Origin of the sequence: Rhizobium sp. BK591 (assembly GCF_014195045.1) — a bacterium.
GTDB classification, from domain to species: Bacteria; Pseudomonadota; Alphaproteobacteria; order Rhizobiales; family Rhizobiaceae; genus Rhizobium; species Rhizobium anhuiense.
The window spans coordinates 878369-891097 of sequence record NZ_JACIAZ010000003.1; the positions used below are offsets into that span (position 1 = coordinate 878369).

The window sequence follows — 12729 nt, forward strand, 5'->3', positions numbered from 1 at the left end:
GGACCGGCCGGACGCAGCAATTCATCGGTCAGAGGAGGAGAAAATGACCAGAATGAAATCGATCGGCGCGGCCTTTGCTGCGGTTCTCTTGAGTTCCGTTGCCGCACACGCCGGAGACGTGCGCATCATGTGGTATTCCGACGGCGGCGAAGGCGAGGTGATCAAGGACCTGCTCTCCCGCTTCTCGAAAGCCAACCCCGACGTCAACGTCGTCCTCGACGAGGTCTCCTACGACGTTGTCAAGGAACAGCTGCCGGTGCAGCTCGAAGCCGGGCAGGGGCCCGATATTGCCCGGGTCACTAATCTGAAGGCGCCGGCACAGCACTGGCTCGACCTTCGTCCCTACCTCACCGACGCGAAATACTGGGAGGACAATTTCGGCGCCCAGGCCGACTGGATGCGTCCGGACGGTTCGAACGCCATCACCGGCTTCATGACGCAGCTGACGCTGACCGGCGGCTTCGCCAACAAGACGCTGTTCGAGCAGGCCGGCGTCGAGATCCCCGGCCCGAAGGCCACCTGGGACGATTGGGCGGCGGCGGCCAAGAAGGTCGCAGACAGCCAGAAGGTCTTCGCCATGGCGATCGACCGCTCCGGCCACCGCGTCTCCGGTCCGAACATTTCCTACGGCGCCAACTATATCGCCGCCGACGGCAAGCCGGCGCCGATCGATCAGGGCGCCAAGGACTTCCTCAGCCGCTTCGTCAAGTGGAACGAGGATGGCACCGTCAACAAGGATGTCTGGGTGAGTGCTGCCGGCACCACCTACCGTTCCGCCGCCGAGGACTTCATCAATGGTGGCCTCGCCTATCTTTATTCCGGCAGCTGGCAGGTGCCGGGCTTCGCCCAGAAGATCGGCGACAGTTTCGACTGGGTGATGGCCGGCAGCCCCTGCGGCACGGTCGCCTGCACCGGCATGCAGGGCGGTGCGGGTCTCGTCGCCGTCAAATACACCAAGAACCCGAAGGACGTCGCCAAGGTGATGGATTACCTGGCAAGTGCCGACGTGCAGAAGGAATTCGCCGAGCGCAGCCTGTTCATCCCGGCGCATAAGGGTGTTGCCGCCGGCCAGATCGACTTCAAGACCGACAATCCGCATGTGCAGGCGGCGCTGAAAGCCTTCGTCGAAGCGGCCGGCCAGACTGCCGCACCCGCCATGAAACTGCCGGGCTGGAAGTGGTCGGACGCCTATTACAGCGCCATCGTCGCCCGCATCAGCCAGGTGATCGCCGGCGAATTGAAGCTCGACGACGCCTATGCCCGCATCGACGAGGACATCAAGGCCAAGGTCGCCGGCAACTGACGGAAGAACAGATGACGGCGAAGACAGTTTCTTCAGCACCACCTGTCAAAAAAACCAGTCTGCGGCAGGCGCTCCTTGCGCCTGTCCGGCTGGCGATGGGGCTCATCGACATTCCCATGCGCGCCTGGCAGAAGCTGACGGGGCTGAATGGCATGGCGGGCGTCTTCCTGGCGCCCAATATGCTGATTTTCACCGTCTTCGTGCTTCTGCCGCTGGTCATCAATTTCATCTATTCGACGACGAGCGGCAGCGCCATCTTCCTGCAGAACAGGACCTATGTCGGCGCTGACCAGTACCGCATCCTCTTCGATTGCGGCAGCTATCTCGACCCCTCGACATGCGCGGCCGACACCTTCTGGGCGGCCGTGCGCAATACCGCCGTCTTCGTCGTCTTCCAGGTAACGGCCATGTTGATCGCGGCGCTCGCAACGGCACTGATCCTCAACCGCGAACTTTCCAATCGCGGCTTCTGGCGCGCCGTCTTCTTCTTCCCGGTGCTGCTGTCGCCGGTCGTCGTCGGCCTGATCTGGAAATGGATCCTGCAGCGTGAAGGCCTGTTGAATTTTGCGCTGAGCCCCTTCGGCTTCGAACCCTTCTCCTGGCTCAGCGATCGTTTCTGGGCCTTCTTCTTCGCCGTCTTCGTCTCGGTCTGGGCGCATATGGGCTTTTATGCGCTGATCCTCCTCGCCGGCCTGCAGGCGATCCCGCGGGATCTCTACGAGGCGGCGGCGATGGACAGCGCCGGCCCGACCCGCATCTTCCGGCGCATCACCCTGCCGCTGCTGATGCCGAACCTTATTGTTGTCCTGGTCTTGGCGCTGATCCGCGCCGTGCAGATCTTCGACGAGGTCTTCGTGCTGACCGGCGGCGGGCCGGGCACCAGCACCATGTACATCACCCAATATATTTACGAGACCGGCTTTGCGAGTTCGCTGCGCAACCCGGGGCTTGCCTCCGCCGCCTCGATCCTGATGGGTATCGTGCTCGTCATCCTGACGCTGATCCAACTCGGCGTCAGCAGCCGCAACGAGAAGAAGGGAGCACGCCAGTGAGCGCTGTCGGCGCCTTTCTGCTCCGCCGCCGCGGCCGAGGCTGGCACTGGACGGATGTGGTGACCTGGATCTGGCTGATATCGGGCGTCTTCCTGATGTTCGGCCCGGCCGTCTGGCTCGTCTTCTCCTCCTTCAAGACGCCGGCGGCGCTTGCCGAATTCCCGCCATCGGTCCTGCCCTATGTCACTGAACAGGCAGTGGTGCCGGGCTACGACAAGCCGTTGCCGCTCTATCAGGCGGCGATGCCGGATGGCAGCACGCGTGTGCTCGCCGAGGTCCGCCGCATCGGCATCATCGGCCAGATGGTCGATCCGAAACAGCCGGGCGAAATCGTCAAGGTGAACATCAAGGACCGCACGCCGGTGCGCAAGGTCGAATTCGCCGGCGGCAATTATACCGAACCGTTCCAGCGCTTCGATTTCTTCCTGTTCCTGCGCAACTCCGTCTTCGTCACCGTGGTCGCGACGGCGATTACGCTGCTCGTCAATTCCATGGCTGCCTTCGCCCTGTCGAAATACCAGTTCCCCGGCCGCACCGCCGTCATGCTGATGATCCTGGCGACGCTGATGGTGCCGCTCTCGGTCATCGTCGTGCCTCTCTATTCCGTCATCGGCACGTTGAACCTCTTCGACAGCCTCTGGGGCGTCATCCTGCCGACGGTCGCCACCCCGACCGGCGTGTTCCTGCTCCGGCAATACATGCTGACCATCCCGGACGAATTGATCGATGCCGCGCGCATGGACAAGGCCAGCGAATGGCAAATCTACTGGCGCATCATCCTGCCGCTGTCGGCGCCCGCACTGGCGGTGCTGGCGATCTTCTCGGTCGTCTGGCGCTGGAACGACTTCCTCTGGCCGCTGATCGTGCTCTCGCGCAAGGAACTCTATACGCTGCAGGTCGGCCTCAACGTCTATGCCGGCGAGCTCAATGTGCAATGGCATTACATCCTCGCCATGACCGTCGTCTCGATGATCCCGGTTGTGCTGATCTTCGTCTTCCTGCAGCGATTCATCACCACAGGCATCGCCGGGTCGGGGCTGAAATAATATGAAACAGGAGAGTGCATGAGCGGACTCGAGCTCAGGAACATCGTCAAGAATTTCGGCGCCGTCGAGGTCATTCGCGATGTCTCCCTTGCCGTCAACGACGGCGAGTTCGTCGCTTTCGTTGGCCCTTCCGGTTGCGGGAAATCGACGCTGCTGCGCCTGATCGCCGGCCTCGATAAGCCCACAGGCGGCAGCATCGCCATCGACGGCAAGGATGTTACCGGCATCAGCGCCGCCGATCGCGGCCTTGCCATGGTCTTCCAATCCTATGCGCTCTATCCGCATATGAGCGTCAGGGAAAACCTTGCCTTCGGTCTTGAGAATACCAAGGTGGCGAAGGCCGAGATCGAAGCGCGCATCACTGAGGCCGCGCGCATGCTGGAGATCGAGCCTTTCCTGCAGCGCCGTCCGGGCCAGCTCTCCGGCGGCCAGCGCCAGCGCGTCGCGATCGGCCGCGCCATCGTCCGCCGGCCGGATGCCTTCCTGCTCGACGAGCCGCTCTCCAATCTCGATGCCGAACTCAGAGTCACCATGCGCGCCGAACTCGCGGCCCTTCACGCGCGATTGAGGGCGACGATGATCTACGTCACCCATGACCAGGTTGAGGCGATGACGCTTGCAGACCGCATCGTCGTGTTGAGAGGCGGCAGGATCGAGCAGGTGGGAACACCGCTGGAACTGTACAACAAACCGGCCAACCGCTTCGTCGCCGGCTTCATCGGTGCGCCGCACATGAATTTTCTCGAAGGCGCCATTGTCGGTCACGAGGGCAGTTTCGCCGAGGTCGAAACCGTCGGCGGCCATCGTCTTTCCGTGATTGCCAAGGAGGCGCGCCCGACGGGCGAAAGGGTCAGCATCGGCATCCGGCCGCAGCATATCACCTTTGCCGACGCAAATGCTGAGAGGAGGCTGGACACCCGCATCATCCTTGTCGAGGAACTCGGCTCGGAGACCGTCGTCCACGCCGACGCGGGGGGTAAGAAGCTGATTGCAGTCTTTGCCGGCCAGCAGCGAATGAAATCCGGCGACAGCCTGCCGCTGCATCTTGATCCCGAAGTTCTGCACCTCTTCGGCGAGGATGGACGGCGTCTGTCGTAAAGCGTGTCGCGCAAAAGTGTGCCCGGTTTTGCGATAACGACATGCGCGGAACAACGAGCTAAAGGAAGGGCCGCGCCGAAGCGCGAGCCGAATTTCAGATCAACAGATTTAGTGGGGATGAGAAAACGGACCGGGCGGGTAGGGAGCTCGTCTGCCATTTCGTTGGCCATCGGGAGAAAGCGGAAAAATCCCGATGTTCTCCGGCACCGCCGCGTCCGCTTGGCGCAGTCCGCAACCTCAATCTTACAATGTGCGTGACGGCAAGAAGGTTCCGGAAATGACCCCGGCCCACCCATGCCGAAAGGGCCGGTGCAGCCCGTCGGCTCTTTCCTATTCAACCCATCGCTCTAACTTACAGGGCATAGGAAGAAAGGAGAAACCATGACCGACGCACCGAATGCGGCGACCCCGGCGCGAAGAGTATTGCGTGGCCGCCCCTACAGCATCAGCGAATTTGCCAGGAAATACCGGTTGGACGACAAGGAGGCAAAGCGCCTCTACGAGAAGTTCGGCCCATCCGCCACCGAACTCGATCTGTTGATGGCGGCAAAGCGTCGCCCGCCTGGTCTTCCGTCCAGTCTCGACGCCTGACGCCGCGCCATGAAGATCCGAACCGGAGGCTGCCTTTGCGGGGCGGTCGCCTACAGGCTGGAAGGAGAGCCGCTGCGCGTCGGCCTCTGCCACTGCGCCGATTGCCGCAAATCGAGCGGCTCCGCCTTCGTCTTCTTTGCGGTCTGGCCGCGTCAGGCTTTTTCCCATAGCGGCGAGATCGCCACTTTCGCCGGCCGCAGCTTCTGCCCCGCCTGCGGCAGCCGGCTTTTCTGCCTCAGGGACGATGAGGCGGAACTCCGCCTGGGCTCGCTCGACACTCCGCCGACCGACCTTGCACCCGGCTATGAGGTCTGGATCAAGCGGCGTGAACCCTGGCTGCATCCTTTGCCCGACGCCGGCCAATTTGCCGAGGATGCGGACTGACGGGCGCTAAAGCGCGTCGCGATCGAGATCGCTTGCCGCGCTTTAGGTCTTTGGTTTGCCGCATGTCGTGATCGCAAAACCGCAGCACAGTTTTGCGCGACATGCTCAGGCGCACCCAAAACTTGACTTCCTTACCAATATTTCATTTCACCCATCCGCAATTCCGTGCCACTTCCGCGGCAACGCTAATCGCCGGTTCATCTGCGTTGTGATTATTTCACCCAGAGGCCGCAAGCGGCACGATCGAGGACAGCATGAACAAAATCGTAAGCGGCAGCGAAACCGGGGCAAAGACAGGCGAAGCGTCCGACCTCGCAGCGATCGTTGCCGCGTCGGGACGGCAGGGCAAGCGCAGCCGCTGGCGTGGGCGCCTGCTCATTCTTCTCCTCGTCATCGCCGCCGCCGCAGGTGCCGCTTATGTCTATATGGGCAGAGGGCAGAGTGAAGTGAGCTACGCCACCCAGCCGGCAAAACGCGGCGACTTGACCGTGCTTGTCACCGCCACCGGCTCGGTGCAGCCGACCGAGCAGGTGGATATATCGAGCGAACTTTCCGGCACGGTTCGCGACGTCAATGTCGATTACAACAGCACGGTCAAATCAGGCGAGGTGCTCGCCCTTCTCGATACCAACAAGCTCGAGGCGGATGTGAAGAGTTCGCGCGCCAAGCTCAATTCGGCCAAGGCGAACGTCGTCAAGGCCAATGCCGACATGCAATCGGCGGGCACCTCGCTCGAGCGGTTGAAGAGCCTGGTCAGGAGCAATGTCTCCACCCAGCAGAGCCTGGACGACGCCACCTACAAATATGATTCCGCCGTTGCCGCCAAACAGATCAACGAAGCCGAAGTCCTGGCCGCGGAGGCCGACCTGCAACTGGCCGAAGTCAATCTCGCCAAGGCGAAGATCATCTCGCCGATCGACGGCGTCATCCTCACCCGCTCGGTCAATCCGGGCGCTACCGTCGCAGCCTCGCTTTCGGCGCCGATCCTTTTCACCATTGCCGGCGACCTGAAGAAGATGGAGCTGCAGGTCGATGTCGACGAAGCCGATGTCGGCCAGATCGCCGTCGGCCAAAAGGCGAAGTTCACGGTCGACGCCTATCCCGACCGGACTTTTCCCGCCGAAATCGAGCAGATCCGCTTCGCCTCCGAAGTGGTCAACAATGTCGTGACCTACAAGGCGGTGCTGTCGGTCGACAATGCCGATCTGCTGCTGCGCCCCGGCATGACGGCGACGGCCGATGTCACCGTCGAGGCCGTCAAGGACACGCTGATGGTGCCGAACGCCGCGCTGCGCTATGCCCCGGCACAGGCCGAAAGGCGCGGCCGTGGCATTTTCGGCATCTTCGGCCCGCCACGCCAGCGCAACAACAATGCCGGTTCGGCGCTGACGGGCGCGCAGCGCCGCGTCTGGGTGCTGCGCAACGGCCACCCAGCGCCCGTTATCATCCAGGTCGGCTCATCCGACGGCCAGTTCACCCAGGTCGTCTCCGGCGACATCAAGCAGGACGACGCACTGGTGACCGACGCCACGACGCGTGCGAACTAGGCGGAGAGACGGATGGCAAGCCCGCCGCTCATCGAATTCAGGCAGGTCTCGAAAATCTACGGCGAGGGCGAGGCGGCGATCCGCGCGCTCGACCGCGTCGACCTGGCGATCAACGCCCATGAATTCGTCGCGATCATGGGGCCATCCGGTTCCGGCAAATCGACGGCGATGAACATCCTCGGCTGCCTCGACGTGCCGACATCAGGCGACTATATTTTCCAAGGCATTCCGACCAGCGGCTTCGACCGCAGCCAGCTGACGCTGCTGCGCCGCCACATGCTGGGCTTCGTCTTCCAGGGCTTCAACCTCCTGTCGCGCACCTCTGCCGTCGAAAATGTCGAGCTGCCGCTGATCTATCGCGGCATGGCGGTGCGTGAGCGGCGCGAACGGGCCCGCGAAGCCCTGGCGCTGGTCGGCCTCACCGGCCGCGAACATCACAAGACCCAGGAACTGTCCGGCGGCCAGCAGCAGCGCGTCGCCATCGCCCGCGCCATCGTCACCGAGCCGGCGCTGCTTCTGGCCGACGAGCCCACGGGCAATCTCGATACCAAGACCAGCGTCGAGATCATGGACCTGATGACGCGGCTGAACCGCGAGCAGGGCATCACCATCGTCATGGTCACCCATGAGCCCGATATCGCCGGCTATGCCCAGCGGCTGCTGCGTTTCGTCGACGGCAAGCTGGAGACTGAGGTCGAGCACCGGAGGAGGGCGGATCATGTTCTTTGAGACGCTGAAGCTGGCGCTGCGGGCCATCAGCCGCAACATGCTGCGCTCCTTCCTGACCGTGCTCGGCGTCGTCATCGGCGTTGCCGCCGTCATCGCGCTGGTGACGATCGGCAACGGCACCACCGCGCAGGTCTCGACCGAGCTGTCGCGGCTCGGCACCAACATGCTGTTCGTCCGTCCCGGCCAGTTCGGCCCAGGCCGGGCGAGCTCCGAGGCCAAGCGCTTCAGCATCAAGGACGTCGCGGCGATCCGCGACCAGATCGGCGGCCTGAGGGCCGTGGCGCCGCTCAACCAGTCGACGGCGACGGTGATTTTTGGCGGCCAGAACCATTCGACCAGCGTGTCGGGCACCACCAACGACTATTTCGTCGCCCAGGACTGGAACCTGGCCCTCGGCCGCAATTTCTCACCCGCCGAGGAGCGCGGCCAGGCGCGCTGCATCATCGGCGAGACGGTGCGCTCGCAGCTTTTCGGCAGCGCCGACCCCACAGGCCAGCAGATCCGCGTCGGCAAGGTCTCATGCCCCGTGATCGGGGTGCTTGCCAAGCGCGGCCAGTCCGGCATGGGCAACGACCAGGACGATGTCGTCATCATGCCGGTCAAGGTGTTCCAGCGGCGCATCAGCGGCAGCTCCAACGTGCCGCAGATCATCATCTCGGCGCGCGACGGCGTCTCCACGGCCAAAGTGCAGTCCGACGTCGAAAATCTCCTGCGCGAGCGCCGCAAGATCGTGCCCGGCCGCCAGGACGATTTCAACGTCAACGACATGACGCAGATCGCCGAGGCGATGACCGGCACGACGACGCTGCTGACCGGCCTGCTCGGCGCCGTCGCCGCCATCAGCCTGCTCGTCGGCGGCATCGGCATCATGAACATCATGCTGGTCTCCGTCACCGAGCGCACCCGCGAGATCGGCATTCGCCTGGCGATCGGCGCGCTCGAAAACCAGGTGCTCACCCAGTTCCTGGTCGAGGCCGTGGCGCTGTCGCTGTTCGGCGGCATCACCGGCATCGTGCTGGGGCTCAGCCTCGGCTTCGGCGCCGTGACGCTGCTGAAAGTACCCTTCGTCTTCAGCCCCCTCATGGTCGCCGTCGCCTTCCTGTTCTCCGCGGCAATCGGCATGATCTTCGGCTATTTCCCGGCGAGAAGGGCAGCGCAGTTGAACCCGATCGAGGCGCTGCGGCACGAATAAATGCGTTGTGGGATGATGTGTCTCCACGCTAACGGAGGGTGGGGGAGGCGCTGGTATCGCAACACCATTCACCGAACTTCGCAGGCTCGCTATGTTATCTATCTGTCTCTATTCTGATATATCAGTCTGACTTGCCATCGGTCTTCGAGCGTGCGACTATGTGATATATCAGTAGGGCAACGGAACCAGGCATGCAGACTTCACAAAGCCATCTTGCCTATCTCGCGCTGGAGCATCTGATCGTGACGCTGGCGTTGAAGCCCGGCGCGCTTGTCACCGAAAAGCAGCTGATCGATATGGCGGGCCACGGGCGCACGCCGGTGCGTGAGGCCATCCAGAAGCTCGCCTGGCAGGGGCTGATCCTGGTGAAGCCGCGCGTCGGGCTGCAGGTCGCCAAGATCGCGACTGAGGATCATCGCAATGTCATGCAGGTGCGCCGCGAGCTGGAGCCGATCGCAGCAGGCTTGGCCGCCGAACATGCGAGCGACGAACAGCGCGCGCGTCTCGTCGACTGTGCCCGCGCCATGGACGAATGCACTGTGACGGGTGATCTCGCCGGATTTTTTGCCGCTGACAAGGCCTTCGACGAAATTCTCGAGGATGCCTGCCCAAACGGCTTCATCATGGCGGCGCTCGGCCCGGTACAGACGCATTCGCGCCGCCTCTGGTATTCCACCGCAAGCCCGGAGCGCATGGATCGCGCCATCGCGCTGCATGTCGCCGTCATCCAGGCCATCCATCAGGGCCGGCCGGACGAGGCGCGCGCCACCATGGCGACGCTGATCAATTATCTCAGCCAGGAATAGAAACGGCCCCGTTTCCGGAGCCGTTGTCAGATCGGATTGTCGGGAAAATTTTCAGCCGACGAAAGCGCGCTCGATGACGAACTCGGCGGGCTTGCTGTTGGCGCCTTCATTGAGGCCGGCCTTTTCGAGCAGTTCCTTGGTATCCTTCAGCATCGCCGAGGAGCCACAGATCATGCCGCGGTCAATCGCCGGGTCGAGCGGCGGTACGCCGAGATCGGAAAACAGCTTGCCGGAGGAGATCAGGTCGGTGATGCGGCCGCGATATTCGAAATCCTCGCGCGTGACGGTCGCATAGTGGCGCAGCTTGTCGCCGACGACTTCCTTCAGCAATTCGTCATTCTGGATTTCGTGCACGAGGTCGAAGCCGTATTTCAGCTCGGCGACATCGCGGGTCGTATGGGTGAGGATGACTTCCTCGAACTTCTCATAGGTCTCAGGATCGCGGATCAGGCTGGCGAATGGCGCAACACCCGTTCCCGTCGAGAACATGTAGAGACGACGGCCGGGCGTCAGCGCGTCGAGCACCAGCGTGCCGGTCGGCTTCTTGCGCATCAGCACCTGGTCACCCGGCTTGATCGCCTGCAGATGCGAGGTCAGCGGGCCGTCCGGCACCTTGATCGAGAAGAATTCAAGCTCTTCGGCCCAAGCTGGGCTGGCGATCGAATAGGCGCGGAAGACCGGCTTGCCCTCGACCATCAGGCCGATCATCGCGAACTCGCCGGAACGGAAACGGAAGCCCTGCGGCCGGGTCATCGTGAAGCGGAAGAGCCGGTCGGTGTAATGCGTCACAGCGAGCACCGTCTCGGCGTAAACGCCGGCGGGGATGGACGGGGCGAAGTCTTCGGTCTTTGCAGGCGCGTTCATTGCGGTAGAGGATCCCGTTTCGTCGGATGAACTGTCGGATGCGAGGCTGATATTACATATCGGGCCGGAATTAAAGGCATTCCATTCCATGCAGCGCCCATCAGAGGAAATATGCATGTCATTGTCAGGATTCAATGGCCACTAGGGGGCAAGCAGGGGGCGGGCGGGGAAAGTCGTATTTCCTGCTGGCGAAGCCCGGCAAAGGATGCATATTAGAGCGGCGCGCCGAAATGGATGCCGGTTTTCGGCAAAAACGGTGCGACAACAAAGACCTACGGCGTCGGAACCCTCAGCAACAGGTCCGGCAATGGTGGCGAAATAAAAAAGATGCTTGCCGGGGCGAGCGCGATAGGGCGGTCGGGGGAATATGAAGATTTTCAACTACAAGCGTGTTCCTTACGCGGAGATGCGCGCCTTTTCCGTCCATATCCTGACGGCATCCGGCTCCTTCCTTGCCTTTCTCGGCGTCGTTGCCGCTGCCGAGCATCGCTTCATCGACATGTTCTGGTGGCTGGGTCTCGCCCTTCTCGTCGACGGCATAGACGGGCCGATAGCCCGCAAGGTGCGCGTCAAGGAAGTGCTGCCCAACTGGTCGGGCGATACGCTCGACAATATCATCGATTACGTCACCTATGTGCTTCTGCCGGCCTTCGCGCTCTATCAGAGCGGCATGATCGGCGAGCCCTGGTCCTTCGTCGCCGCCGGCATGATCGTCGTCTCCAGCGCCATCTACTATGCCGATATGGGCATGAAGACGGATGAGTATTTCTTCTCCGGCTTCCCGGTCGTCTGGAACATGATCGTTTTCACGCTGTTCGTCATCGATGCCAGCGCGACGACCGCGCTTGCCGTCGTCATTATCTCGGTGGTGCTGACCTTCCTGCCGATCAATTTCCTGCATCCGGTCCGCGTCAAAAGGCTGCGCCCGCTCAATCTCGGCGTCTTTTTCCTGTGGTCGGCACTCGGCATTTTTTCGCTGCTGATGCATTTCGACACGCCCGAATGGGCACTCATTCTCTTTATCGTGACCGGGCTCTATCTTTACGTCATCGGTGCGGTGCTGCAATTCTTCCCCGCCCTTGGACGCGAAGCTTAGGATAGGCAGATGACCAAAACGCAGGCTGTTTCATTCTCGAGGACGGGCGGGCCCGAGGTTTTCGACTATATCGAGATCGATCTCCCGCCGCCCTCGGCGGGCGAAGTGCAGATCAAGCAGGCGGCGGTCGGCCTCAATTTCATCGACGTCTATTTCCGCAACGGCAGCTACAAGGTGCCGCATCTGCCCTTCGTCACCGGCAAGGAGGGCGCCGGCACCGTGACATCGGTCGGTCCCGGCGTCGAGGATTTCAAGGTTGGCGACCGCGTCGCCTATGCCAGCGCCGATGGCGCCTACAGCGCTGAGCGCAATATCGAAACGCGCCATCTGGTGCATGTGCCTGACGGCATTGCGCTCGAAACGGCGGCGGCGATGATGCTGAAGGGCATGACCGCCGAATATCTGTTGAACCGCACCTTCAAGGTCGGGCCGGAGACCGTCGTGCTGTTCCATGCCGCTGCCGGCGGCGTCGGCCTGATCGCCGGCCAATGGGCAAAGGCGCTCGGCGCCACCGTCATCGGCACGGCGGGCTCCGAAGACAAGATCGAGCTGGCGCTTGCCCATGGCTACGACCATGTGATCAACTATAAGAGCGACAATTTCGTCGACCGTGTCCGCGAAATCACCAGCGGCAAGGGCGTCGATGTCGTCTACGATTCGATCGGCCGTGATACTTTTCCACAGTCGCTTGACTGCCTGAAGCCGCGCGGTCTCTTTGCCTCCTTCGGCCAATCCTCCGGTCCGATCGAGAGTTTCACCCTGGCCATGCTGGCGCAGAGGGGTTCGCTCTTTGCGACGCGGCCGACGCTCTTCACCTATATCGCCGCGCGCCGGGAACTGATCGACAGCGCCAAAGCGCTATTTGATATTGTGCAAAGCAACAAAGTGCGTATCAATATCAATCAAACTTATCCGCTGCGTGAGGTTGGGCGGGCTCACGCGGATCTGGAAACAAGAAAAACAACAGGAACGACGCTGCTGATTCCATGAGATCCGAACGGACCGGTTGGCAGAAGAAATG

At 62.2% G+C, this 12729-nt stretch carries 13 protein-coding genes; 12 read left to right on the plus strand and 1 reads right to left on the minus strand.

Annotated elements, in window-relative coordinates:
- Positions 1–43 precede the first annotated feature (43 nt).
- From FHX10_RS17675 to FHX10_RS17720, 10 genes are all read left to right on the plus strand, one after another.
- Complete coding sequence (locus FHX10_RS17675) at positions 44–1303, plus strand: ABC transporter substrate-binding protein (protein ID WP_063475553.1); 1260 nt, start codon at positions 44–46, stop codon at positions 1301–1303.
- Positions 1304–1314: 11 nt separating this feature from the next.
- Positions 1315–2355 (plus strand): carbohydrate ABC transporter permease, encoded by a 1041-nt coding sequence (locus FHX10_RS17680; RefSeq protein ID WP_047615075.1) that lies wholly within the window; start codon positions 1315–1317, stop codon positions 2353–2355.
- Complete coding sequence (locus tag FHX10_RS17685; RefSeq protein ID WP_097544432.1) at positions 2352–3401, plus strand: carbohydrate ABC transporter permease; 1050 nt, start codon at positions 2352–2354, stop codon at positions 3399–3401. The genes FHX10_RS17680 and FHX10_RS17685 overlap by 4 nt, the downstream gene beginning before the upstream one ends.
- A gap of 18 nt (positions 3402–3419) precedes the next feature.
- On the plus strand, positions 3420–4499 hold the full coding sequence (locus tag FHX10_RS17690) for an ABC transporter ATP-binding protein (RefSeq protein WP_047615081.1): 1080 nt from the start codon (positions 3420–3422) through the stop codon (positions 4497–4499).
- A 381-nt stretch (positions 4500–4880) separates the two neighbouring features.
- Positions 4881–5090, plus strand: a complete 210-nt coding sequence (locus FHX10_RS17695) for a hypothetical protein (protein ID WP_047615083.1) — start codon at positions 4881–4883, stop codon at positions 5088–5090.
- 9 nt (positions 5091–5099) lie between these two features.
- On the plus strand, positions 5100–5474 hold the full coding sequence (locus tag FHX10_RS17700) for a GFA family protein (protein WP_184389944.1): 375 nt from the start codon (positions 5100–5102) through the stop codon (positions 5472–5474).
- 254 nt (positions 5475–5728) lie between these two features.
- Positions 5729–7021: an efflux RND transporter periplasmic adaptor subunit gene (locus FHX10_RS17705; protein WP_184389947.1), complete on the plus strand. Its 1293-nt coding sequence runs from the start codon at positions 5729–5731 to the stop codon at positions 7019–7021.
- A 12-nt stretch (positions 7022–7033) separates the two neighbouring features.
- Positions 7034–7750 (plus strand): ABC transporter ATP-binding protein, encoded by a 717-nt coding sequence (locus FHX10_RS17710; RefSeq protein ID WP_097594530.1) that lies wholly within the window; start codon positions 7034–7036, stop codon positions 7748–7750.
- A complete protein-coding gene (locus tag FHX10_RS17715; protein ID WP_184389949.1) occupies positions 7740–8942 on the plus strand; it encodes an ABC transporter permease in 1203 nt (400 codons plus the stop codon). Before FHX10_RS17710 ends, FHX10_RS17715 begins: the two co-directional genes overlap by 11 nt.
- 191 nt (positions 8943–9133) lie before the next feature.
- A complete protein-coding gene (locus tag FHX10_RS17720) occupies positions 9134–9748 on the plus strand; it encodes a GntR family transcriptional regulator (RefSeq protein ID WP_097594528.1) in 615 nt (204 codons plus the stop codon).
- A 51-nt stretch (positions 9749–9799) separates the two neighbouring features.
- Here FHX10_RS17720 and FHX10_RS17725 read toward each other — a convergent pair whose 3' ends face one another.
- The gene (locus FHX10_RS17725; RefSeq protein ID WP_047615092.1) at positions 9800–10612 is read right to left on the minus strand and encodes a ferredoxin--NADP reductase; all 813 of its coding nucleotides are present in this window, start codon (positions 10610–10612) and stop codon (positions 9800–9802) included.
- 367 nt (positions 10613–10979) lie between these two features.
- Between FHX10_RS17725 and pcsA the strand changes: the two genes are divergently transcribed.
- Entirely contained in the window at positions 10980–11708 is a 729-nt protein-coding gene (gene pcsA, locus FHX10_RS17730) for a phosphatidylcholine synthase (RefSeq protein WP_047615095.1), read from the plus strand.
- A gap of 9 nt (positions 11709–11717) precedes the next feature.
- Positions 11718–12698 (plus strand): quinone oxidoreductase, encoded by a 981-nt coding sequence (locus FHX10_RS17735; RefSeq protein WP_184389952.1) that lies wholly within the window; start codon positions 11718–11720, stop codon positions 12696–12698.
- Positions 12699–12729 lie beyond the last annotated feature (31 nt).